The 23,688-nt window shown below is 40.4% G+C and carries 21 protein-coding genes and 1 riboswitch; of the genes, 10 read left to right on the forward strand and 11 right to left on the reverse strand.

Going from position 1 to position 23,688, the window contains the following annotated elements:
- The first annotated feature begins 145 nt into the window (after positions 1 to 145).
- Positions 146 to 697 carry a PadR family transcriptional regulator gene (locus NSU11_RS19200; RefSeq protein ID WP_024423982.1) on the forward strand — a complete coding sequence of 184 codons (552 nt, stop codon included), beginning with the start codon at positions 146 to 148 and terminating at the stop codon, positions 695 to 697.
- Positions 698 to 701: 4 nt separating this feature from the next.
- Complete coding sequence (locus tag NSU11_RS19205) at positions 702 to 1,184, forward strand: DUF4188 domain-containing protein (RefSeq protein ID WP_171464830.1); 483 nt, start codon at positions 702 to 704, stop codon at positions 1,182 to 1,184.
- 11 nt (positions 1,185 to 1,195) lie between these two features.
- On the opposite strand, the gene NSU11_RS19210 is transcribed toward NSU11_RS19205, so the two are convergent.
- Positions 1,196 to 1,819 (reverse strand): CoA pyrophosphatase, encoded by a 624-nt coding sequence (locus tag NSU11_RS19210; protein WP_342493728.1) that lies wholly within the window; start codon positions 1,817 to 1,819, stop codon positions 1,196 to 1,198.
- Positions 1,820 to 1,989: 170 nt separating this feature from the next.
- On the opposite strand from NSU11_RS19210, the gene NSU11_RS19215 reads away from it, so the two are divergent.
- Positions 1,990 to 2,196, forward strand: coding sequence for a helix-turn-helix transcriptional regulator (locus NSU11_RS19215; protein ID WP_003215336.1), 207 nt, complete (start codon positions 1,990 to 1,992; stop codon positions 2,194 to 2,196).
- A complete protein-coding gene (locus tag NSU11_RS19220) occupies positions 2,193 to 2,873 on the forward strand; it encodes a DUF3169 family protein (protein ID WP_311164966.1) in 681 nt (226 codons plus the stop codon). The genes NSU11_RS19215 and NSU11_RS19220 overlap by 4 nt, the downstream gene beginning before the upstream one ends.
- A gap of 47 nt (positions 2,874 to 2,920) precedes the next feature.
- Here NSU11_RS19220 and NSU11_RS19225 read toward each other — a convergent pair whose 3' ends face one another.
- A complete protein-coding gene (locus NSU11_RS19225) occupies positions 2,921 to 4,267 on the reverse strand; it encodes an amino acid permease (RefSeq protein ID WP_044334843.1) in 1,347 nt (448 codons plus the stop codon).
- Between the two features lie 164 nt (positions 4,268 to 4,431).
- Positions 4,432 to 4,511, reverse strand: a riboswitch (glycine riboswitch).
- 264 nt (positions 4,512 to 4,775) lie between these two features.
- On the opposite strand from NSU11_RS19225, the gene NSU11_RS19230 reads away from it, so the two are divergent.
- The 3 genes from NSU11_RS19230 (at position 4,776) to NSU11_RS19240 (ending at position 8,343) form a co-directional block, all read left to right on the forward strand.
- On the forward strand, positions 4,776 to 5,795 hold the full coding sequence (locus tag NSU11_RS19230) for a LacI family DNA-binding transcriptional regulator (protein WP_024423987.1): 1,020 nt from the start codon (positions 4,776 to 4,778) through the stop codon (positions 5,793 to 5,795).
- A 445-nt stretch (positions 5,796 to 6,240) separates the two neighbouring features.
- Complete coding sequence (locus tag NSU11_RS19235) at positions 6,241 to 7,422, forward strand: MFS transporter (RefSeq protein ID WP_024423989.1); 1,182 nt, start codon at positions 6,241 to 6,243, stop codon at positions 7,420 to 7,422.
- Between the two features lie 18 nt (positions 7,423 to 7,440).
- A complete protein-coding gene (locus NSU11_RS19240) occupies positions 7,441 to 8,343 on the forward strand; it encodes a quinate/shikimate dehydrogenase (RefSeq protein ID WP_341319619.1) in 903 nt (300 codons plus the stop codon).
- 130 nt (positions 8,344 to 8,473) lie between these two features.
- Here the strand turns inward: NSU11_RS19240 and NSU11_RS19245 are convergent, their stop codons facing one another.
- From NSU11_RS19245 to NSU11_RS19260, 4 genes are all read right to left on the reverse strand, one after another.
- The gene (locus NSU11_RS19245) at positions 8,474 to 9,667 is read right to left on the reverse strand and encodes an MFS transporter (protein WP_341319618.1); all 1,194 of its coding nucleotides are present in this window, start codon (positions 9,665 to 9,667) and stop codon (positions 8,474 to 8,476) included.
- Positions 9,668 to 10,368: 701 nt separating this feature from the next.
- Positions 10,369 to 11,034 carry a hypothetical protein gene (locus NSU11_RS19250; RefSeq protein WP_024423992.1) on the reverse strand — a complete coding sequence of 222 codons (666 nt, stop codon included), beginning with the start codon at positions 11,032 to 11,034 and terminating at the stop codon, positions 10,369 to 10,371.
- A 20-nt stretch (positions 11,035 to 11,054) separates the two neighbouring features.
- Positions 11,055 to 12,629 carry a T7SS effector LXG polymorphic toxin gene (locus tag NSU11_RS19255; RefSeq protein WP_342493915.1) on the reverse strand — a complete coding sequence of 525 codons (1,575 nt, stop codon included), beginning with the start codon at positions 12,627 to 12,629 and terminating at the stop codon, positions 11,055 to 11,057.
- A gap of 164 nt (positions 12,630 to 12,793) precedes the next feature.
- A complete protein-coding gene (locus NSU11_RS19260; protein ID WP_122632024.1) occupies positions 12,794 to 14,029 on the reverse strand; it encodes a TerD family protein in 1,236 nt (411 codons plus the stop codon).
- A gap of 161 nt (positions 14,030 to 14,190) precedes the next feature.
- Between NSU11_RS19260 and NSU11_RS19265 the strand changes: the two genes are divergently transcribed.
- Positions 14,191 to 14,352 carry a hypothetical protein gene (locus tag NSU11_RS19265; protein ID WP_232624284.1) on the forward strand — a complete coding sequence of 54 codons (162 nt, stop codon included), beginning with the start codon at positions 14,191 to 14,193 and terminating at the stop codon, positions 14,350 to 14,352.
- Between the two features lie 51 nt (positions 14,353 to 14,403).
- Here the strand turns inward: NSU11_RS19265 and bglA are convergent, their stop codons facing one another.
- Both bglA and NSU11_RS19275 read right to left on the reverse strand, forming a co-directional pair.
- Positions 14,404 to 15,843 carry a 6-phospho-beta-glucosidase BglA gene (bglA, locus tag NSU11_RS19270; protein WP_311165399.1) on the reverse strand — a complete coding sequence of 480 codons (1,440 nt, stop codon included), beginning with the start codon at positions 15,841 to 15,843 and terminating at the stop codon, positions 14,404 to 14,406.
- Between the two features lie 9 nt (positions 15,844 to 15,852).
- The gene (locus tag NSU11_RS19275; RefSeq protein WP_311164967.1) at positions 15,853 to 17,751 is read right to left on the reverse strand and encodes a beta-glucoside-specific PTS transporter subunit IIABC; all 1,899 of its coding nucleotides are present in this window, start codon (positions 17,749 to 17,751) and stop codon (positions 15,853 to 15,855) included.
- A gap of 155 nt (positions 17,752 to 17,906) precedes the next feature.
- Between NSU11_RS19275 and NSU11_RS19280 the strand changes: the two genes are divergently transcribed.
- Positions 17,907 to 18,617, forward strand: coding sequence for a GntR family transcriptional regulator (locus NSU11_RS19280; protein WP_087978680.1), 711 nt, complete (start codon positions 17,907 to 17,909; stop codon positions 18,615 to 18,617).
- Between the two features lie 50 nt (positions 18,618 to 18,667).
- Here the strand turns inward: NSU11_RS19280 and NSU11_RS19285 are convergent, their stop codons facing one another.
- A complete protein-coding gene (locus tag NSU11_RS19285; RefSeq protein WP_187470540.1) occupies positions 18,668 to 19,678 on the reverse strand; it encodes a hypothetical protein in 1,011 nt (336 codons plus the stop codon).
- Positions 19,679 to 20,230: 552 nt separating this feature from the next.
- Here NSU11_RS19285 and NSU11_RS19290 point away from each other — a divergent pair.
- Positions 20,231 to 21,127 carry a PhzF family phenazine biosynthesis protein gene (locus NSU11_RS19290; protein WP_149126104.1) on the forward strand — a complete coding sequence of 299 codons (897 nt, stop codon included), beginning with the start codon at positions 20,231 to 20,233 and terminating at the stop codon, positions 21,125 to 21,127.
- A 39-nt stretch (positions 21,128 to 21,166) separates the two neighbouring features.
- On the opposite strand, the gene NSU11_RS19295 is transcribed toward NSU11_RS19290, so the two are convergent.
- Together NSU11_RS19295 and NSU11_RS19300 are read right to left on the reverse strand one after the other, a co-directional pair.
- On the reverse strand, positions 21,167 to 22,075 hold the full coding sequence (locus NSU11_RS19295; protein WP_244948504.1) for a LysR family transcriptional regulator: 909 nt from the start codon (positions 22,073 to 22,075) through the stop codon (positions 21,167 to 21,169).
- A gap of 151 nt (positions 22,076 to 22,226) precedes the next feature.
- Positions 22,227 to 23,567 (reverse strand): hypothetical protein, encoded by a 1,341-nt coding sequence (locus NSU11_RS19300; protein WP_149126103.1) that lies wholly within the window; start codon positions 23,565 to 23,567, stop codon positions 22,227 to 22,229.
- Positions 23,568 to 23,688: the final 121 nt, after the last annotated feature.

The raw sequence follows: 23,688 nt of genomic DNA on the forward strand, positions 1-23,688 counted from the left end.
TATATGATTGATGCATCTCTTACATAAACAAAATCAACGATCTCTTCACCTCCTTCATTGGATTTTTTCTAAAACCTCTTGTATCACCAATGGATATCGCATATTATATATCTAAATGATATATCTTTTAGATAGGTGTGCTGACATGAAAAAATACAATGATACGACGTATGCGATTTTAGGTATTTTAACGACTGATTGTAAGTCAGGGTACGAAGTGAAGCAATTAATTGATAGAAGCCTGCATCATTTTTGGAAAATCAGTTATGGACAAATTTATCCAGCTTTAAAGTTAATAGTCGAGGAAGGCCTTGCGGAAGTTTCACCTGCTGCTACTTCTGGCCGATCAGACAAGCGGGAATATCATTTGACTGAAAAAGGACTGGATACGTTAAGAGAGTGGCTGGCGCAGCCGCTCGATCAGTTACCAACAGAGCGTAATGAGGTGTTATTAAAGTTATTCTTCGGTCAATATCTTTCGTTTGAGAAAAAATTGGTGCTTTTACAGGATTATGAGCGGCAGCTCCGTATTCGTTATGAAACTTATGTGTCAATTGAACAAAACATTCAAGAGCTTTATCCAGATGAAGCGGATGCGAAGTATTGGCTGTTTACTTTAGATTATGGGAAAAGAGTGGCTCAAGCAGGCATCGATTGGTGCGTGGAAACATTCCATTCGATGAAGAAGGAAGGGTAAATGAATGAAAAAAGACATACGTGCTGGCAGATTTACAACGGACAATTCTGATTCGATTGTTGTGTTCATCATCGGAATGAGGATCAACAAACGCTGGGCCATTCATCAATGGCTGCCTGTGTTCATGGCGATGCCTGGCATGATCAAGGAGCTGTATACCCATCAAGAAGAGCTTGGGTTTCTTGGGACAGAGAATTACTTCGGATTACGCACGACAGCGATGATTCAATATTGGAAATCAACCGATGACCTCCTTGCCTATGCCAAGATGGAGAAGCATTTGGCTGCTTGGAAAGAATTTAACCAAAGAGCACGAAATAATGACGCGGTCGGAATTTATCATGAAACGTACCAAATTCAAGCCGGCTCGTATGAATCCATCTACGTGAACATGCCTTCCTACGGACTGGGCCAAGCGAAATCCCCTATTTCAATAAGTAAAGGACAACAAACAGCGAAGGAACGTCTGAATACAACAAATTCCTAGAGAGCGATTCTCTAGGAATTTCTTTTTGCAACGGTCACAAAATGCTTTAATATACGGGCTGTTAATCCCCATATGGTGTAGTTTTCGTAATCATAAAACCATTCCTCAATCGAACGGCTTCCCCAGCGGTACTTCTCACCATGCATGATTTTTTCATAAGGGAAATCCTCTCCTGGTGTTGGCTGAACGGATACATGATGTAAGTACGGCTCATATTGGCTGAGCCATGATAGAGGCACGGTAAAAGTCTCCTCTACTTCTTCTTGATTAAAGGATTGCTTCACTTTTTGCTCATCAATGATACCAACATATGGGTATACCACGAAGGATGGAGAAGCGATATAAGGACTAAGCTGTCCAAGGATCTCGACCGATTCTGGCGGAATGCCCAGCTCTTCATGTGTTTCTCGCAGTGCAGCTTCCTGTGCAGTTTCGCTGCCATCAAGCTTGCCCCCAGGAAAGCTAATATCCCCCGGCTGTTTTCTCATGGTGAGCGATCGTACCTCAAATAATATATGCCATTCTCCATTTACTTGCACCAAAGGGATAAGGACTGCTGCTTTGAACGCTGTCTCTTCTCCAATGAACAACGGCTGTGATTGATGTAAGTCATTTTTTAATTGATCAATGAACACGGACATCACCTGTTTTCTGTTTCTCTTTCCTTTAGCGTATCATGGTTCTCCTTTTGAATAAAGATGATCCTTCTGACAATTATTTTTATCATTTTGACAACTTTACTTGTCAAAATGAATATAATGCTTTACAATCAAGGAAAGATTTCAAGCAAAATTGAGGTGACAGAATGAAAAATCGGTTAAAAGAGCTTCGTGCGCGTGATGGTTTAAACCAAACTGAGCTGGCAAAGCGTGCAAAGGTCTCTCGTCAGACCATCAGCTTAATGGAACGAGATGAGTTAATGCCGTCTCTCTTGCTCGCGGTTAAGCTTTCACGAATTTTTCAGGAACCCATTGAACGTATTTTTCTATTCGAGGAGGATGAACTTTCATGAAAACTGTATACAAAATGCTCTTAGGTGCTCTCCTTGGCTTTCTCGGCGCTTACTGTCTGCTGGCAGCTGAATTTGAGATGACACTTCTTGATGTTGCATTTGAAGCGACTCTTGTCATCAGTGGATTGACGATTTTATTGATTATTTATTGTTTTTCAGGGATTTCACGTATGAAAAAAAGAGTATCTCTTTCGGTCTCTGGAGATGAGGAGGATGAACTGGAGGTAAAACAATATCGGACCTTTACTGATTTGACTTTAGCCAATACGGTAAGTACCATTTTTTCCATTGTTGCCATCGGTATCGCGATCGTCACCGAGCAGCCACTCTGGCTGATTCTCGTCAATGCTGCTTTATTTATCGTCACCGTTATCTGTTCATATATATCGATATCTGTTCTAAAGCTTGTCTACCCTAATCGGAACCTGCCAAGTCCATCTGACAAAGACTACAGTAAAAAGCTGCTCGCCATTTCGGACGAAGGCGAAAAGCATGTGATGCTTGGCGGACTGTTTCATACGTATCAAATGATGAATATCCTATTGACCAGCGCCATGTTTATTTTGATTGTGTATTCCCTTGGAGCCAATCACTCTCAGCTGTTCTCAATCATGGTCATTGGGGTTGTTTTGATCATTTTGAATGCAAATTATGTGCTAAAGATTAGAAATCGTTAAATGAACAAAAGCACAGCCTCATGCAAAGGCTGTGCTTTTTCCGTTCATTATGACGCGCAGCGTTTCTTTCGTGCATAGATCAATAGTAAGAAACCAAACCAGACCGGCGTTAATAAGAGCGCGGGGCGTGTTGCATCTGCAAACAGCATGATCACTAGAATCGCAGCGAAGAGAACCAAAACACATATATTCACAAAAGGTGTGAACGGTGCTTTAAAGGTAGATGCTGCATGCAGTTCAGGCTTTGTTTTTTTATATTTCAAATGACAAATTAAAATAATACTCCATACCCAAATGAAACAAATGGCACTGATCGTTGTCACAATACCAAAGGCTTGTTCGGGAATCAGCTTGCTTAAAAGAGCTCCAACCGATACCACAATCGTCGAAACAAACAGGGCATTACTTGGGACAGCATTCTTGTTCAAACGTCCAAAGGAAGCTGGCCCCTGCTTTTGATGACTGAGATTATACAGAATGCGGCTCGTCGAGAACATGCCGCTATTACAAGCTGATGCCGCAGATGTCAGGACGACAAAGTTGATGAGCCCTGCTGCTACTGGTATCCCAATGAGTCCAAAGGTTTTCACAAAAGGACTTTCTGATGCACTGAGCTCAGTCCATGGGTTGATACATAATAAAACAAAGATCGCACCCACATAGAAAAATAGGATTCTTAATGGAATCTTATTAATCGCAGAAGGGATGTTTTTTTGCGGATTGGCTGTTTCTGCTGCGGACACACCGACCAGTTCAACTCCCACATACGCAAAAATCACCATCTGGAATGACAATAAGAAACCTGTGACACCATTCGGGAATAACCCGCCATGAGACCATAAATTCGTTACTGTCACCGGTCCAGCATCTGTTTGAAAACCAATGATTAAAAGAACCATTCCAACCCCGATCAATAATAGAATCGTAATTACTTTAATGAGTGCAAACCAAAATTCCATTTCTCCGAAAAGCTTTACCGTTAACAAATTCAACCCTAGTAAAATCAACAAACAAATGATGGCAGGAATCCACTGCGGGATGTCAAACCAATACTGTACGTACACCCCGACCGCAATGACATCCGCCATCGCTGTCATAATCCAGCAAAACCAATACGTCCACCCTGTTACAAAGGATGCCCACGGGCCGAGATAGTCCTCCGCAATATCGGTTAATGACTGATAGCCCGCCTTCGATAAAAGCAATTCTCCGAGTGCCCTCATGACAAAAAAGATAGCCATCCCGACAATTAAATAAGCAAAAATGATTGAAGGACCTGCCAATTGAATCGCTTTTCCAGATCCTAAAAACAACCCTGTTCCAATGGTTCCGCCAATGGCAATCAATTGCACATGACGGTTTGATAAATCTCGTTTTAATTCTTGTTGTGCCAATGCTAACACCCTCCTACGACACGATCTTATACTGAAATAATGAACCCTTTAAAAAAGTCCATAAAAAAAGAGATTGGATGCGCTCCAATCTCACGGTCATAAAAGAATAGCAAAATAGAGAAAAGTCATACACGGCATCATCCATGCACCACAAATACAATATTTCGTACTCTTCTGTCCTTTTGCCTGAGATTGTGAACCCTTCGGCGCCGCACACACTTGCGGTCTCTCCAGAAGCTGCTCCTGCTATAGTGTGACCCACAGCATTCATAGCCTTCGTTATTTAATTAAAATGTTGCTATTTCTGAATAATTTCATATTTTACGCCTCATTCAGAAAGCTGTCAATGGTAATCTTTTATGATTTACGGCGGTACGCATATGTCTTCACTTCATCAATCCCCCCTGATTCATGTATAATAAATCAAAAGACGTTCGGCTCGTTTGATGGAGAAATCCCTCTTGATCATGAACAAAGTTAAGCAATCCATGGAAGTTGGTGAAGATAAATGAAAAAAATGAACAAACAGCGTGTTACATTACAGGAAGTCGCCAAGCATGCCGGTGTCTCGACTTCAACGGCATCACTCGTTGTTCGAAATAATCCTAGAATCTCTGAAGCCACTCGAAACAAAGTACTGCAATCCATGGAGGACTTAGGATACGTATACGACCGCGTTGCTGCCAACATGCGGTCAAAAAGCTCAAATATCGTTGGTGTGATTGTGACGGATATTTCTAACACCTTTATTTCGGAGTTTTTAATTGGCGTACAGACCACACTTGAATCGCTGGGCTATACTGTTTTACTTGGTACAACCTTTGACAGTGTCGATAAACAGGAGCGGCTCATTTCCACTATGGTAGAGCACCGAGTGGGCGGGATTATTTTAAACCCAGCTTCGAAAAGCTCTGCTCGAACGGTCAAACAATTAAATCAAATTCGCACCCCAAAAGTACTGGCAAATCGTGAATTATCAGACGTGCAATGTGACTATGTCGGCGTTGATTATGAACAAGGTACTTGGATGGCGGTTCATCACCTTCTTCAAAAGGGACATCGCCGCATCGCTTTTTTAGGCGGCATTAAGACCTCTTCGACTTGGATTGAGCGGATGAAAGGTTTCAAAAGAGCTCATGACGAAGAAAATGTGACGATTGATGAGTCGCTTATTATTGATATAGTACCTACTCGCGAAGGCGGGAAAGAAGCACTCGCCCAAGTGATGGATCAGCCCGAGCCCCCTACTGCTATTTTTTGTTTTAGTGACTTAGTCGCTTTTGGAGTCATTCAAGCACTGTCAGCACGGGGCATCCAGCCTGGTGAAGATATCGATGTCGTTGGATTCGATAATGTTCCTGAAGCGGAAATGTACCATCCGCCGCTCACCACTGTATCCTCCTTCCCCCGATCCATCGGGGTAAAAGCAGCGAACCTTTTATATCATAAAATGAACGAACAGGATGAAGAGCTGCAGCGATTGATTTTAAAGCCCCAACTTCATATTAGAGAAACCTCCCCATCATGATGAAAAAGAGAATTGTGTGCAGCAATTCTCTTTTTTTATTGATCAAGTCAACTATTTCTTTGTTTCATTTTTCTTTTTTTAAATCACAAAGTCATAAACTTGACACATTTAAAATGCAGGAGTATATTTATCTCGTTGCTTCTTTTAGTATATCGTTATACCTATTTCGTCATATCATTATTTCTATCAAAAAACAGTTAAAAGTGGTTTTTTATGATTCTGATCAAATCATGAAGTTTCACTTCCTAATCAAGGCTGTTATTATTTTTTCATTTTAGTAGAACGATGTACTTGATTGAAGAACAGATGAATATTCATTATTTTTTTCATCAATCACATAAGGGGTGTTGTGATGGGCTTCATATTATTCATTTTGAAGGAAACAATAACAAAGGGTATACAAAGAATTTGACCTTAAAGGGGTTTCAAATATAGGAGTGGGAACATGAAAAATCCTTATATAAAATCGTCACTTGGCATGTATTTAAATTACTTCATGCTTGGCATGATCAACATTATTGTAGCTTCCAACATGGACAGCTTATCTGAACGCTACCATGTAGATATTCCGAAAATCAGCTTGCTTGTATCTGCGATCGGAATTGGTAAACTCATTGCGCTCTTTTTCTCAGGCCGGTTAGCCGACAGCTGGGGACGTAAGCCTGTCATTATTACAGGAAATTTTCTTTACTTATTATTCTTAATCGGTATTCCAACGACAACAAGTTATACACTGGCATTTATCTTTGCGATTTCAGCAGGTATTGCCAACTCACTGCTTGATTCAGGAACCTATCCTGCTTTGTCAGAGTCATTTCCTAAAAAAGCAAGTTCAGCTTCTGTTTTAGTAAAAGCGTCTGTATCCATTGGGGCGACTGTTCTTCCATTTATCTTGGCATTCCTAGTGGCACATGACATCTTCTGGGGCTGGGCGTTCTTTGGACTAGGGCTTCTTTATTTACTCGTAGGGATTTACTTAATCTTTATGCCATTCCCGAACCATAAGCAAGTTTCTTCACAAGACGCTCTTCCAGTACAGGATCAGCTGAAGAAAGAACCAAAAATGCTTGGCGAAGGCTTAGCTGTTGTACTGATGGGATTCACATCGACTGCATTGTTTGTCGTATGGCAGACATGGCTTCCGCAGCTCGGGTTGAAATTAATCGGACTTGGCACAGAACAAGCCACACAGCTTCTTTCTTATTTTAGTATTGGTGCACTGGTATCTGTTCTATTGCTTTCGATCGTCTTAGATAAATTCATTTCACCGATTATGGTGGCGATCATTTATCCAATTGGGGCGTTCCTTGCAATGCTTTCACTTTTCCAAATCGAAACGTACAGCATTGTCATTGTCAGCACCTTCTTCTTAGGACTATTTACAGCGGGAATCTTCCAGCTGGCGATGAGTATTATGATGAAATTGTTCCCGACAAACAAAGCAACAGCTTCATCCTACGTCAACATTGCGGCAAGCTCAGCGTTTATTCTCGTGCCGCTCATTACAAGTGGATTGGTCAGCTCGTACGATATTAAAATGACGTTATTTTTCGATATGATCATTGCGGTTATTAGCGTATTACTAGCGGTCTTTGTTCTTGGACGCATGAAAAAATTATTTAGATAATTAAAGGAGATGTCAATCATGACAAACATACATGAACGAAATATTGATGGAAAAACAAAATTAGTCGGTCTTCTTGCTACACCAATCGGGCACAGCCTTTCACCACGTATGCATAACCTTGGCTATACACTAACAGGTATCAACTATGCTTACCTTGCATTTGAAGTAGGGAATGATGAACTAGAAGCAGCTGTAAACGGTATGAAAGCAATGGGTGCAGCTGGATTTAACGTCTCTATGCCGAACAAAATGAAAGTACTGGATTACTTAGACGAACTAGATGATTCTGCAAGATATACACGTGCTAGTAACACTGTAGTAAACAAGGATGGTAAGCTCATCGGCTACAACACAGATGGTCTTGGATATGTGAGAAACTTGATTGAACACGGCGTTGAATTAGCCGGCAAGAAAGTCACACTTGTTGGTTCTGGCGGCGCTGCAACTCCGATTGCGATTCAGCTTGCACAGTCCGGCATTCGTGAAATTAGCATTTTCGCTCGTAATGACCAATACTTTGTTCAAGCAGAAGAAAATGTAAATTACATCAACAACGAAATGAAATCCTTCGGTGTCAAAGCAAACATTTTCCCACTTGAAGACAAAGACGCATTCCGCCGTGAAGTAGCAGAAAGTGCGATCCTAGCAAATGGGACAAGCCTTGGCATGAAACCACTAGATCAGCTCAGTATTATCGATGATACACTTGATGTACTTCGTGAAGATTTGATCGTGACAGATGTTGTGTACAACCCGCAAAAAACAAAGCTTCTTGCACAAGCACAGGAAGCTGGCGCCAAAACCATTAACGGTCTTGGAATGATGCTGTGGCAAGGTGCACTTGCTTACAAACTCTTTACTGGTGATGATATGCCAGTTGATCAAGTAAAACAAATTCTTTTTGAAAATGACCGTTTCTAAAATAAAAAAGACAAAGGGCTAAAATGATGATCATTTTAGCCCTTTGTTTTATTTTCAGCGAAGTCTAGCAGCCCTGAATGCGAGGATTTGCCTACACGCTGAGACGACTTCCTGCGGAGGTCGTCTTTTTTTAATCATGTGCCATGACTTGGCGGTATCGATACAGGATATACAGTGCGCCGATAATGGCCGCAACAGCCACCACTGCATCGAACATAAAGATTTGTAAAATGGACGCGTGACTCTGAATTAAACCTGTTACGACCGGGATGACGATAGCCGACACGCCGCCCGCTGTAGAGATAATCCCAGTCATCGTCCCTTTGTTTTTCCAGAAGAATTCAGCCATCACAGTTAACGTCAGCTGAAAAACTCCTGCCGTTGAAAATCCCAATACAAAAGCATTGACGGTTCCTATAACTGGTGATTTCACGACCAAGAGCACACAAATGGAAACAAGTGTAATGATTGGATAGATCAGCAGTACATTGACCGGCCGGACAAAACGGCGCAGCAGAAACGCGAGCATCACGACAGACAGCAGCCCGCCCATGCTATAGTAACTGAGCAGTTTCACAGCACTGCCCGATGTCATCCCCAAGATGGCCTCACCGTACGTAGGAAGCCAAATTTGCGGCAGCGCATACAGTCCATTTGACGTAAAGCTGATCACAATGAGCGCGATCCCTTCTCTCCAAAATGTAGGCTCTGTCGAGAAGCGCGGAAGTCCGTCATGCTCCGTTACCTGGACTTGCTCCACCTTGCGATGATTCGGAAATGGCAAGGTCCACAGCATCAAGACATTCACAAGATAGATCAGAGCAGGAACAAAAAATGCCATTCCATAAAACAAATCATGCTCTGCTAAAAAGAAAATCGCCAGTGGCAATATGGTTGCCCCAATGGAGATAAAGGCCTTCACCATCACATTCGCAGATCCCGAGTTTTGCGGAAACGCCTCCATTAACGCAGGATACGTTCCTGCATCCATTGCCGAATTCGCGACCCCTGCCAAAATCGCAAACGCAAACGCGATTTGATAATTCGGAGACAATGGGATTCCGATGAGGAACACCGCCATCAGCACACCAGAAACCAGAATGACCGGCTTACGCCCAAAACGATCTGACAGTACGCCTGATAAACCATACGTGAGCACCCTGCCAATGCCAAGCGCCGAAATCATATAACTAATTCCCGCACTATTGGTATCTAATTGTTTGATTAAAAATGGCATATTTGAAGCCAAAATAATATTGACCATACCCAATAAAAAATAATTAATATACAGACTAGAAGCCGTTCTCACATACGGATTCCTCATCCTGACACACCCCTCAACACCATCGCAATGAAGTGACAAATAATGGTTACGCTTACAAGATCTCATATGTGAGGAAGAACAGCTTTGCAGCCTTCACGTTCATACATCTCATCATGTCATGCAGCTCACAGCTTACAGCCCTTCATGTATCAAGCATTTCTTCAATTTTTCACTGCTCTTATTTTATACGAATGCGAAAGGTAAAGATAGTGAATTGCTTAAATTTGAAGGGAATTCATTGATCAAGCGTATGACACCATCGATAGAAAAAAGGAGTGGTTCATTCCACTCCTTAAATGATGTCTCAATTCTGTTCATCGCAGCCCTCAAATACTTAGCTCATAAAAATAATCCGTTCTCTCGATGGATAATCCAAAACGGACATATTCTGCCAAAAATAAAATTCATTCACATTCACTTCAAGTGCTTCAAATTCATGCTCTCGATAGTGTTCTCCATGTATTTGGATTTTATGTTCTCTCAATTGAAGGAAAGCAAACACCTTCTGACAAACACTACTCAGCGATTTTATAAAATCCATATACCACTATTCGAATTCTATAGAAATTAAACAACCAGTCCCCCGAAAGAGTTTCGACAACTGGCTGTTTCATACGGTGTTTTGATCCCAGTCTCTCAAAAATGGGGGATCAGTCCCGATGTGGGGATTGTTTAAAATATTACGGATCATTTTGAAGATACTATGAATGGCTTTGTATTCGCTCCCGTATTTTCTGGGTATGATCTTGATTTAAAATCATTGCCAATTCGGCCTCATTTAGAACAGATCCCCATCTAAAGATAATTTCACTATTCAAACCATACTTCAAAAAAAGCGCTTGATAATCTATTTCATGACTATTCTTATCCAATCCTGAGTAAAACAAATCTTTTATAGATTCTTCTGAGAGCATAGAATCCCTTCTACTGGCAATCATGAAACTAGATTGATACTGATCCATTATTCGCAATGCTTTATCTAAATCATGTTGAGGAACCTTGGCCATACTGACATAAAACTGTTTTTCATGTTCATCTAAAAGTAATTCTGGCCCCTTTTCAAAACCTGAAGTATTTATGTCTGAATCAATAGATTTCCATACTTTTCGGAATCCCTCTATTCGCGAATGCACATCACTTACTTTCTTACTCAGAAAGATATAAAAATGGTAATTAGTCAATTGATCGCTAAAAATTTCGATTAGTTCATTTTGACAATAACTTTGAAAAGTCTTGATCCCATCATCATCTAAAAAGTAATATCCATTAATACTATATACACTTAACTGTTTAAGTTCATTTATTTTTTGATCTAACCACTTATAGTAGTTTGTCACTTCTTGTTCGAATTCAAGTTCTATTTTCATTTATAATCCTCCAATGATAACTATTTTTCATAGTCATAGTGGTTTCCATAAATATCATTAAAATGAGCATCTCTATTCTGACTTAAGTCGTCTGGATAATAATGACCTCCTGCATGATCTCTAACCACTTTATCACCTTTAAAGAAATAATCCTTACCAGGGATAGGGTTACCTCTTTTGTCCACTGCTGGTCTAACTTCTATGGGTTGTTCACTTACTGGTATACCACTTGCCCTTTTAGATTCTCGATAAGCCCCTCTTCTTTTGGCTCCTTCAGGTGAAAAGTTAAGAGGACGCTGCCCATTTTCAGCTTTCACATATCTTTGATAATTTTCTTTTTTAGTTATTATTTCTTTTGGTTTATGTTTAATTTGAAGTTGTTTTAAACTCTTACTTCCAAACGGCAAAAGCATTCCAAGCGCCGCATTCATACTCGCTTCCTGCTGTTCTTTCGAGATCTTGTTTCCAAACATGTCTCGGCCTGTGATCGCTTCGCTGAAGCCGTTGGTGGCGGTGAGGCCATATAAGCCTTTTTGAGATGTTTTTAAGGCGTCAAAAGACTTTTGTGATATCTTGTAAATGTCGACTGCCCTAACTGCTGCTGATGTGGCTTGGGTCGTTTTATAGACGGCCTTTCCGCCTTTGAAAATGCGTCCTGCCCAACCCACGATAGGGATGTAGCCTGCTGCAGCCATTCCTCCTGCAGCGACTCGCTGGCCTGCGGTGAGTTCCTCCCCTGTGATTGGATCGACGCCTGTTGCGGCACGTTTTGCATCGTTCACACCTGTTAGTTCATTGACAATATTTCCGCCATAATCTAGGGCTTTTTCATACCAAGGGCGGTTGGCGAGGGCTTCTTGTTCCTTTGCGATCTTGCGGGCTTCTTCTTGTTCTTTTTTGATTTTCAGATATTCAGCAGTTTGCTTTTCAATATCGCTTTTTGCCTTGTAGATTTCGCTATTTTGATACGCTTTCTTGTCAAAATTCATAGGCGAAATCGCTTTTCCGTCATTTGTCGCATTCATCATTTCAGCGTACAATGCCATTGTAGCTTGCTGCTCCGTCTCTGACAAAGCATATTCATCTTTTAAATTTTGATCAAGCTCTCTTAGTTCTTTGACCGTCTTTTTTCGTTCATCTTCCGCATCTTCTATTTTTTCATCAAAGGTTTGGCTATCAAATACCTCTAGGGAAATGAGGTCATCAATGTCTTGAAAAATCGTTTTGAGTGCCTTTTTTTGATCCTTTACAATGCTTTTGGCGTTTTTGATGCCCATATGTACTGCGTTGTCTAAAAAGTGTTCTTCTATAAAGGTATCGCCACCAAAACTCGTATCATCCAGTGTCCCAGAAACACCTTCATGAAAGGCTTTTTGCTTATCGATTAAGCTGATAAACATGTCTACATTTCCGGCGAGCTCTTTATAAAAGCTTTTAATGTTATCGGCTCCTTTCCCAGTGAAATCATCACCGAGGTTGGCCACACCTTGTAATGCCTTTTTTAAATCTACCATTTGTTCGCGGAGTTCCTGATAGTGTTTTGCCCTTGTGTCCATGGCACTGGTTAGTGCTTTTGCATCAAGTATCTTGCCCAGAAGAAGTCACTCCCTCCATTATTGATCATAAAGTCTATTTTACCGTGACCATTAAAACGGAAAAATAGGCTAAATGACATAAAAAATGGAATAGACTCTCTATTCAACGATCAAATAAAATAAGCTAGACAATGCACTTTGTTTTGTCCAGCCATACATTCATTTTATTTATAATCATTGATCGGTCCTTTATCCATCAAAACATCAATTTCATTAGATGACTTCATTTTTAATTTAGGTCTGCGCTCGGAATTTGGTTTGCTGTAAAGCTCTAGCGGACGTATGATCACACCATCATTTGTATTTTGAAGCATACCCGGCACACAAGAATAAATCCGATCATTATCATTCGCATGTTTGGCATGAATTGTCACAGACGTTCCTTGGTGATTATCGATACTCATAGATACCCTATATCTATAAAAGGAACCTGTTCCATTTGATTGAGCAGAATAAACAACCGGAACGATAGCAAGGATATCGTCATTTAACCGTAATTTAATGACTTCTGTTTTCATCGATTCACGGTCTCTACCGACATCTCCCATATGCTCTACAGCACCGTTTCCGTAACTTTTAAGAGCAGGAACACCTTTTGCGCCAAACATGGCCACATCTATTTGTTTTCCTGACTTCGTATAGACCAATGCATAAATATCATAATCGGTTCCAGACTCCCAGGATACTGTAGCTGTAATCTCAGGCGTTTTTTCAATGATGATCGGTTTATGACCTTTGTCTAGACTAATTTTACCTTGAACTTTCTCTAAGCTAATAGGTGCAGCGACTTTCTCTTTAGCAGCTGGCTTCATTGAAGCAGGCTCATCAATTAGTTTTTCAGAAGTCATTTGAGGAGGTGTAGAAACATCCTGTTCATCAGGTTCAACCTCTACCCCAAAAAGCTTACATAACCCTTCCAATCCAGAATCGAAGCCACGCCAGATGGATCGTGCTTTCGTTTCACCATTTCTGATATATAGCTCTACTACGACAATACCCTTTTCATTTGTAAAGCTTACTGGTGTAAGGTATAGTACCTCATCGCCTGTTTGAATTTCTGCTTGCAGTTTCTTCACTGGAGAAAAACCAATTCCTTGATCCTCTGTTAGTGTAATCGCCACCTTTGTGATTCCGGCAGGCACTTTGCTCATATCAAAATTCAATTGATGCCTTTTCAACTGACCTGATATCTCTGCTGGTAAAAGTGTCGCGACACCCGTGGCACTCTCCGGCTGATTGTAAAAAATAATGCCATTATCTCCTTGAACTAGGTCTGATTCTGTTAAGAGAAACGCTGTTAAAGAAATATCAATTGCAGATGATACTTCATAACTGATGGATACTTGTCCCTTTGGAGAGTTTAGTACGGTATTGGCACCCATTTGCAGAGTTTGATTCATTTCAACAACTCCTATTCTTTATCTACCATTTATCGCTTTTATAGATCAATTATACCAAATTGTATAATAGAACCTATGAATATCTTTATCTCATTTCAATCTCTGCAATGATATGAGACAATGCCAATTAAAAACAAACTACTCTCGAAAGGAGAATCATTATGTATAAAAAAATCATTCCTGCTGTTATGGTGATATTCGGCTTTTGGATTCTTCTTCAAATATCCTTGAACATCAAGATCTTTCACAATCCAATGAACTATTTTGTCTCCGTTACTCTCTTCTTCCTTTGTATTCAGGCTCTATTAAAACATAAACAATGAAAAACCCGAACAAGCATATACCACGCTCGTCCGGGCTTCTATTTTCCTTTATTACACTTCTTCACCATTCGTTGCGATGACGTTTTGATACCAAGTAAACGAATCTTTTTTGAGGCGCTTCATTGAGCCGTTTCCTTCGTTGTCGCGGTCAACGTAGATCATGCCGTAGCGCTTTTTCATTTCGCCTGTTGTGAATGACACGATATCAATGATACCCCAAGGTGTGTAGCCAATAAGGTCCACACCGTCGTATTCAATCGCTTTTTTCAGTGCTTCGATATGAGAAGCGAGATATTGAATTCTTTCTGGATCGTGAATAGAACCGTCTTCTTCCACTTGATCTATTGCACCAAATCCATTCTCTACGATGAATAACGGGATTTGATAGCGATCGTAAAAACGATTCAATGTATATCTTAAGCCTGTCGGGTCAATGGACCAGCCCCAGTCACTTGATTTGATATAAGGGTTATCTACACCATGTGGCAGGGCTCCGTTGACAATGTCTCCGTTGTGATCAGACACCGTATCACTTTTAACCGTTGTCGACATGTAGTAGCTAAAGCCTAGATAATCCACTTTCCCTTTTCTTAAGCTTTCTTCATCGCCTTCTTCAAATGGAATTTGATAGCCTTCGCGTTCGAATTCTTTTAATGCATAGCTCGGATAGTAACCGCGCACCTGTACATCTGGGAAGAAATAGCGCTGTCTCATATATTCCTCTGCCAGCATGACATCCTCTGGATTTGAGGAATATGGATAGATTGGCACGTGAGACACCATCGCTCCAATTTGGAAATCAGGATTGATCTCTTTTCCTTTGGCTACTGCCCATGCACTTGCAAGTAATTCATGGTGTCCTGCTTGATACATGACTTCTTTGGCATTTTCGCCTTCTTTGACTGATACCCCTGAATTTGTCCAAAGGAATAGTGGGTTGTTGACATCCATTTTGTTATTGATTTCATTAAATGTCATCCAGTATGTGACCTTGTCTTTGTATCGATTGAAGCACACTTCTGCGAATTTCGCGAAATACTCAGCGACTTTTCGGCTGCGGAACCCGCCGTACTCTCTTGCTAAATGGAGCGGCATCTCAAAGTGAGACAGCGTAATCACAGGCTCGATGCCATGCTTGAGCAATTCATCAAAAACATCATCATAGAACTGTAAACCTGCTTCATTCGGTTCCGCTTCATCTCCCTTAGGGAAAATCCGGCTCCAGCCGATCGATGTACGTAAGCATTTCAAACCCATTTCGGCAAACATCGCGATATCTTCCTTATAACGATGATAGAAATCAATCGCTTCATGATTCGGATAAAATGTTCCTTCTTCTATCGTCTCAGTTATTTGTCTCGGTACTCCGTGAGCACCTGCTGTCATCACATCTACAACACTTGGGCCTTTTCCTGCTTCATTCCATCCACCTTCAAATTGATGTGCAGCTAATGCTCCGCCCCATAGAAAATCTTTTGGTAATGTCATTATTCATTCCTCCTATTTCACAATTGTGATCATGACGTCTGTTGGCTGACATGTCGATTGTTCTTCTATAATCACATCTTCATACGCTTGTGTATTAGTGATGATGACGGGTGTGATTGTTTTTAATCCCTTGCTTGCAATGGCTTCTTGATCAAATGTCATCAACAAGTCACCCTTCTTCACCTTGCTGCCTTCTTTGATATGAAGAGTAAATGCTGAGCCATCTAGGGAAACCGTATCAATTCCTACATGAACAAGTAACTCCACCCCGAATTCTGAACGCAGTCCAATTGCATGCTTTGTCGGCGCAAGCATGACGACACTGCCGTCAAACGGTGCATACAGCTTATTGTCTGTCGGTTCAATCGCAAACCCTTTGCCCATCGCCCCCGAGCTAAATACGGCATCAGGCACTTCAGATAACGGGATCACTTTCCCTGCAAGCGATGCAGGGATTGTTTCTTCATTATTCATCGAAGCATTCATTTTTTCTCCAACTTGATCTTTATCAGACGTTGCACCGGCTGTCTGTTCCACTGTATCTTCCCCATAACCAAACATTTGAATGAGCACAACTGGTAATATCAGCGCAATTGCGGCACCAATCAATATGCCGATGATCGATGTTGGATAATCTGAACTAATTCCGTTTACAATCGTCAGTGGACCAGGCAACCCTGCATACGCAAAGTAATAAGGCGTAAAGAAGCTGGCAGCAATGGCCCCGATCGCTCCAGATATACATCCGAAAATAAATGGTTTCTTGAAACGCAAGGTGACCCCATAAATCGCAGGCTCAGTAATTCCAAAGAGACCTGTAATTCCCGCTGAAACCCCGACTTTTCGTGTTTCGCGGTTTCTTGCTTTTAAAATAACCCCTAACACTGCGCCGACCTGAGCGATAACAGCGATGGTTTGATATGCCTGGAAGGAGTCACGTCCATATTGTTCAAAGTTGGCGAGCACCATTGGTGTGATGCCCCAGTGAACACCGAAAATGACAAGCACTTGCCAGAAACCTCCGATAATGGCGCCTGCTAAAGCTGGGACATGTTCTGCTAAGAAATTGTATCCGTTTGCAATCCCGTTTGCACCCGCTGTCGAAAGTGGACCAATTAATAGAATGGTTAACGGAACCATGACCACCATACAGATAAATGGGACAAATAACGGTTTGACCACCTCGTGAATACGTTTGTTTAAAAATCTCTCTACATATGAAAGGATCCATACCAAGAATAGCGGCGGCAAAACAGATGACGTATAAACCGTTTCAGATAACGCTATGCCTAAAAAAGTAACGCCTTCCCCTGATGCCACGCGTCCAGCAATCTCCGTCCAAGCTGGACTGACAAGCGCTGCTGTACACGCTACTGCGATATACATATTCGTTTTAAAATGCTTGGCAGCTGTGATGGCGATAAAGATAGGCAAGAACGTAAACGGCGCCCATGAAATAAAGCTAAAGACTTCATACGTTCCCGTTTTCGAGAAGCTTGGAAATAATAAATTAATGAGGATAAGTGCACCTTGTAAAATACCTGCTGCTGCCAAAATATACACAAATGGCGCAAACACAGCAGACATAGTCGCGATGACACGATTCAGCACCGTTCCCTTGTTTTCATTTGCCTGTTCATCATCAGACGGCTGCAGCTGAACAAGGCTGGAAAAATGCTCGTATACCTCACCAACATGCTGACCGATGACAACCTGAAATTGACCGCCGTTTTCCACCACGGTAATGACGCCAGGCATTGCATTAACTGCTTCCTTTGCCTTTGGATTCGAACGTTTCAAGACCAAACGCAGCCGCGTGGCGCATCTTGCAGCACTCACCACATTTTCTTCTCCGCCAACTGCCTCTAAGATGTCTTTTGCAAGCTTTTGATAATCCCTCACTTTTGACATATAAACCCCCCCTTTATCACTGCTAGTATATGTACATTATAATTATACCGGTACAATTTATCAATACATATATAATTTCAAATAGCATATCAAAGGAAATTTGGTATGTGCTATAATACAAAGACAATAAATCGTGAAAACAAAGAGGAATAGCCATGTTAAAGTATCAACAAATTGCGAGCGATATTGAAAAATATATTGTCACCCATGAGATGCAGCAAGGGGATAAGCTCCCTGTACTCGAAACACTCATGAGCCAATTTGCTGTGAGCAAAAGTACCATTATCAAATCGTTAGAATTACTCGAAAAAAAAGGAATTATCTATCAAGTGAGGGGCAGCGGCATCTTTGTTCGAAGACACCGGCGCAAAGGCTACATCAGCCTTTTATCCAACCAAGGGTTTAAAAAAGATTTAGAGGAATTTCAACTGACATCAGAGGTTTTAATGCTAGATACCATCAAGCCGTCCGAAGAAGCTGCACTTAATTTGAACATTGAACAAGCAGAGGATGTTTTTTATCTAAAACGAATTCGTTACATCAATGGACAAACCTTATGTTTAGAAGAATCCTATTACCGAAAAACGATCATTCCTTATCTCAACACAGAAATTGCTGCCGACTCTGTTTTTAAATTCGTCAGTGAAGGGCTTGGACTCAAAGTCGGCTTCTCTGATATGTACTTACAAGTAGGCAAACTAAACGAAACCGAAGCAAAGCACCTCGGCCTCAAACAAGACGATCCCGCCCTCCGCGTCGAGACGGTCTTTCATCTCACAAACGGCCAGCCCTTCGACTTCTCGAAAATCACATATAACTACATGCAATCCCAATTTTTTATTCAAGCGAATAATTATTATGGGTGATGGATGGAAAAAGCCCCTCATAAGCTGAGGGGCTTTTTACAAATAACCTATCACTTGTAATAGTTATAATCATTGAACGTTGCGATCATATCTTCTTGTGTGCCGTTCTTCCCGCGATTGGTATTAAAATATAACGTTCCGTCATCGAAATCAACAGCTTCTATTTCAAAAAGAGTAAATGCACTGCTCGTAATTCGGAATGAAAGGTCTTTTCTAGTAAACAACTCTTTTGAAAAATCTTTTGCAGATGTTTCCTTTTGCTCTTTCAGCATTTGATTGATATTTAACGGGTATGTGAGAATGACACTCACATTAGAAGCTCCGCCATTAGAGTCTGGCTTAGATAATGGTACATATAATGTTCCTTGGTAGAAAGAAATACCTTGAAGAATGTACTTAGAAACATCCACCACTGATTGATTTACAATCGCTTTCGTATAATTTAATGTAAACGTTACCTCATATTCAAATTGTCCTTTTTGGTCATTAAAATTCCCAATAAAAAAGCGATTTCCAGACCTTACAATAAACTTGTCCGCTCCAACAGAATATGTGATACCGCTAATTGATAAATTCGCCCCTTGGTATGGAAGGACATAAGATTTAGCCACTTTGTACGTATTTTTCTTCGTGTTCACACTTAACTTCACTATCTTTTTTACATACTTTACACCATCAGACATAGGCGCTACATATAAGCTAACTTGATCATCACCTTTTTGAGCTTTCACAGCTAAGTCATTGGCATGTCCTAAGTCATTGCTAGTACTGTTGGTGTCAGAGTTTTTAAGGAGCTTCACAGTTCTATTACTTGACGAGCCATTCATTTTAATCGCGTACAATTGCGTCAAGTGGTTGGACGTATTTATTTTTGCAGCATAAATCATATTATTATTACGATCTACAGCCATCCCTTGCATAGAAGTATAGAACCCAGAACCTGACATTGCAGAATACGTTGTATACGTGTTGAAATATCCGGATTGTGCCTGAACAGTCGCGGACCACATACTGCTGCAAAGGATGACAGCCATTAGGATAAAACACTTTACTCTTTTCAATATAAACACTCTCCTATCATTGGAATTTATGTCGTTTGGCTATTAAAAATAAAATCGTCACCATAGAAATGAATGACGATTTTTTTAAAATGATAAGATTATACTCTACTTTTCAGCTTTAAACACCTTCAACGTCTTACTGCTTTCCGACATGCCTTTCCCAGTGACGGTGAAGTGGAGTTTTCCTGCCTTGTGATAACAATCAACCTTTGTTCTCTTTCCACCCTCTACAAACTTGTATTTTCTTGTAAATGAAAATCCAACACCATAATACAAATAGGAAAACTACTAATTCCCAGGACTATATTTATAAAAATATCCTCTATTTCCTATTCGTGTTTTTATATACAAATATTATATATTTTTTCTAATATAGATACAAGAGATATTTTCATGACTAAAGACTCACTAAAATAGTAATTTAACATTTACAATGAAACTCCTTCTCTTACATGAACACTTCCGATCTAAACCATCAAAAAGATTCATTTTACGAATGCATCAAACAAACTTATGATTAACGTAACAAGAGTGTATAGGAGGGTTCGTCAGATGAGAGACATTAGAGTGTATCATGTCGATGCGTTTACAACTGAGAAATTTGGAGGAAATGCCGCTGGAGTGGTGTTGGATGGTGAATTTTTAACAGAAGATGACATGCAGAGCATCGCCAAGGAGTTGAATTTACCGGAATCCGTCTTCTTGCTGCCTGCCCATGATCAGGAAGCCGATTATCGTGTCAAATACTTCACCCCGACGGAAGAGGTCAATTTCTGCGGGCATGCGACTGTTGGATTGACTTGGCTTCTGGCGACGGAGCTAAGACTGGCTAAAGAGAGATCAGGGGTTGTGTTAGAAACAAAGATCGGCAATGTTCCTGTTGTATGGAATGAAGAAAACGGCAAAGTCGTTGATGTGGAAATGACGCAGGTGACACCGAAGACGCGGGATTTTGTCATCGATTTAGAAGAGCTTAGTGACATGCTTGGTGTGAGCAGTGACCGCCTTGATCCTTCCTATCCTATCAAATTAGCAAACACCGGTAACTGGCATCTTCTTGTTCCGATGAAGCACCAACAGGACATTGATCAAGCAGCACCGAACTTAGCGGCTTTAGGGAAAATGAATAAAGAACAGAATATCACGACGACTCACCTTTATACATTTCACACCACAAAAGAAGTTGATCTTTACACAAGGGATTTTGCACCTGGAATTGGGATACCCGAAGATCCGGTGACGGGGGCAGCAAACGGAGCGTTGGCTGGATATCTTTATTTGGAGGGTATCATTTCTCAGCAAGAAATCACTCGCCTGAACATTGCCCAAGGGGATGCCATCGGCAGACCTGGCATGCTTCGTATCACAGTCATTCCAAATGAATCAGAGCCGATGATCAAAGTGGCAGGCGCAGCTGTCATCAGTATCCGCGGCGTGTTGACTTTATAAAACATCAGCTTGAATGGGGACTTCCTGTTCAAGCTGATTCTATTTAAAATGATTTTTGACCGTTTCGATCCACCTCTTGGCCGATGGAGAAGCTGCTTTGAATGATTTGAGCGCCAGGTTAACCTCACGAAAGACGCTCGTCTCCAGTGGAATGACTTTCGTATGAGGTATGTACGGCGGCAAAACTAATTTTGGAACGATTGTGACCCCTAATCCTTCTTGAACCATAGAAATGAGCGTATTGTTGTCTTCAATTTCAAACAAAACATGAGGCTTCACGCCGCCTCTTTCTTTTAACAGTTTCTTAACGAGTATGTCACAGCCCGCTTTCGGCATGATAAAGGCTTCATCATGTAACGAGTCAACTTCAATCACTTCCTTCGTATGAAAGCGATGATTCTCTTCTATGAGCACCACCAACTCATCCTGAAAAAGTGGAACGGTCTCAAATTCCCTCGATGACTGCGTTAAAAAACCAACATCAACCGTCCCTGAAGCAATCCATTCCTCAATCTCCTCATAACCACCTTCATATAACTCCAGCTTGATATGCGGATAGCTTTGCGTAAAACGATGAATAAGGCGTGGAAGGACATTTGAAGAAAAACTAGGGAATGTCCCAATCTTGATGCTCCCTACTTCCATCCCTTGAATTAGCGCAGCCTCCTGCTCAAGCAATGCCGCATGATACATGATTTGCCGAATATGCGGCATCACCCGCTCACCTGCGTCCGTTAACGAAAGCCCATTTCGATTCCGCCGGAGCAGTACAATCCCTAATTCCGACTCAAGCTTCGCAATATTATGACTCACCCCAGACTGCGTCAGCCCAAGCTTCTCCCCGGCTTTTGTAAAACTGCCGCATTCGACGACTGTTAGAAATACTTTGTATTGGAATGTGATCAGTGTGCTCACCTCTTTTGTGTTTATTTCGTCTATAAATTTCATTTTTAGCTTCCATTAGTATTTGAAAGAATTGTGATTTGTTCTAAATAGAACTGAAGAAGAGTGCTTTGAAGCACTCTTCTTCAATTAGATAATCACAGAATGACTCTCTTTAAAATATCATAATTATTTTATGATTTTTTCCTTGATCAAACTAAAAACTTGTTTTTTCTACTTCTGAGCTAGTCATATATTCATCATCAGCTGAATAATCATCTTCAACACTGCTAATTAACCAGGTCTTTTTATCTTCAATATATTCCAAGGTAAGTTCAACTTCTGAAAATCTTTCTTCGCTTTCACTGTCAACATATTCAAGCACTTCTCTTTCTTTAACATGAAACTCCACTGGAATATGTATCAAATGTGAACCGCCACTTCCTAATTCATAGGTTGCCTTAGAAAAATCAATTCTAGTTCCTAGTGCCTTTCCTTCATAATAATTATTTGAATCATAATCAGCAATCACTTCTATATAATCTTTTTTAAGATTATCAGACACATTTTTTAACTTATTTGCGTCCTTTGAATTTTTAGCTTCAACCCTCTGTTTTGCAAAATCATTTATTACTTGTTTAATATTTTCTTTAAATGTTTTATCAATAATTGGATTAGGTGTTAAATCATATTGATTCGTTGATCCACCAAAAGAAGATGAGTCAGTATCTTCCTCAACTTTTATTTCGTATTCTTTACTCTTGCCCACTCCCCAAGGAAATTCAGCTTTACCTTGAAGGGTTATCCCATCTTTTACAGGACCAAACGTAGTACCTTCTTCTATTTCCTCTCCAGTTCCTTTTCCATTTACCACTATTTCAGTATTAGGCATTGATGATGAAACATTTACATTATCGCCTGAAAAATTAAGACTCACTGTTTTTTCAAAAGAATCAGCATCAAAAAGTGTGATTTCCTCCTCATCATTTACTGTTGTATAGTTAAACTTCTTTTTTCCTTTTACTTTATACACACCTGGTCCATAATAGCCCAGAAGTTTAGAATGGTTGTTTTCTAAATTGATTTTCTCACCATTAAAAGAGAGCTCTGCCCCTTTCATGGCTTCTATTTCTACCTTATAAGCTCTTGCCTTAAGTGTATATTTCTCGCGCCCAAATAGACCTTTCTCTTTTTCTATAAAAAATGGACCCATAGACAAAAAAGCTTTTCCAAATAGACTCTCAGTAAATGTACCATCCTTACCGTCTGAATTATAATACTTTGCTTGATACTCTAATAACTCTACTTGATTTTCAAATTCTTTATTTTCATTTTTTAGATAGTTAATAATGCTTTCGGCATCCTTCTTGTCCCATGACATCTCCTCTTTTTGACGCTTTACTAATTTAACTAAGCCATTTGCATCTCCATTTTCCACTTTTTCCTTAAATTCTTTCGCCAAATCTGCTGGGTTTGTTGAACGTCCAGCCACCAAAAAGATAACAATAAGTAAAAGAACTGCACTACTACCGATAATGAATAACGTCTTTTTCTTCATTTTTCAAACTCCTTAATCAATTTATTTGATTATTATAACATTAAAGTTAAATAATAGAGTATAACCTAAAAAATTCATAATTTATGAATAATAAGATTCAATAAAATAAAAAACCTCGAAG

The organism is Bacillus sp. FSL R5-0712 (genome assembly GCF_038593285.1).
Classification (GTDB): domain Bacteria; phylum Bacillota; class Bacilli; order Bacillales; family Bacillaceae; genus Bacillus; species Bacillus safensis.

Bases quoted from the DNA above. Each gene is read 5' to 3' on its own strand.
- NSU11_RS19235 (WP_024423989.1), top strand. From the start codon at position 6,241: ATGAAAAATCCTTATATAAAATCGTCACTTGGCATGTATTTAAATTAC.
- NSU11_RS19250 (WP_024423992.1), bottom strand. From the start codon at position 11,034: ATGAAAATAGAACTTGAATTCGAACAAGAAGTGACAAACTACTATAAG.
- NSU11_RS19215 (WP_003215336.1), top strand. From the start codon at position 1,990: ATGAAAAATCGGTTAAAAGAGCTTCGTGCGCGTGATGGTTTAAACCAA.
- NSU11_RS19200 (WP_024423982.1), top strand. From the start codon at position 146: ATGAAAAAATACAATGATACGACGTATGCGATTTTAGGTATTTTAACG.
- NSU11_RS19290 (WP_149126104.1), top strand. From the start codon at position 20,231: ATGAGAGACATTAGAGTGTATCATGTCGATGCGTTTACAACTGAGAAA.
- NSU11_RS19245 (WP_341319618.1), bottom strand. From the start codon at position 9,667: ATGAGGAATCCGTATGTGAGAACGGCTTCTAGTCTGTATATTAATTAT.
- NSU11_RS19240 (WP_341319619.1), top strand. From the start codon at position 7,441: ATGACAAACATACATGAACGAAATATTGATGGAAAAACAAAATTAGTC.
- NSU11_RS19300 (WP_149126103.1), bottom strand. From the start codon at position 23,567: ATGAAGAAAAAGACGTTATTCATTATCGGTAGTAGTGCAGTTCTTTTA.
- NSU11_RS19275 (WP_311164967.1), bottom strand. From the start codon at position 17,751: ATGTCAAAAGTGAGGGATTATCAAAAGCTTGCAAAAGACATCTTAGAG.
- NSU11_RS19280 (WP_087978680.1), top strand. From the start codon at position 17,907: ATGTTAAAGTATCAACAAATTGCGAGCGATATTGAAAAATATATTGTC.
- NSU11_RS19230 (WP_024423987.1), top strand. From the start codon at position 4,776: ATGAAAAAAATGAACAAACAGCGTGTTACATTACAGGAAGTCGCCAAG.
- NSU11_RS19265 (WP_232624284.1), top strand. From the start codon at position 14,191: ATGTATAAAAAAATCATTCCTGCTGTTATGGTGATATTCGGCTTTTGG.
- NSU11_RS19295 (WP_244948504.1), bottom strand. From the start codon at position 22,075: ATGAAATTTATAGACGAAATAAACACAAAAGAGGTGAGCACACTGATC.
- NSU11_RS19260 (WP_122632024.1), bottom strand. From the start codon at position 14,029: ATGAATCAAACTCTGCAAATGGGTGCCAATACCGTACTAAACTCTCCA.
- NSU11_RS19220 (WP_311164966.1), top strand. From the start codon at position 2,193: ATGAAAACTGTATACAAAATGCTCTTAGGTGCTCTCCTTGGCTTTCTC.
- NSU11_RS19205 (WP_171464830.1), top strand. From the start codon at position 702: ATGAAAAAAGACATACGTGCTGGCAGATTTACAACGGACAATTCTGAT.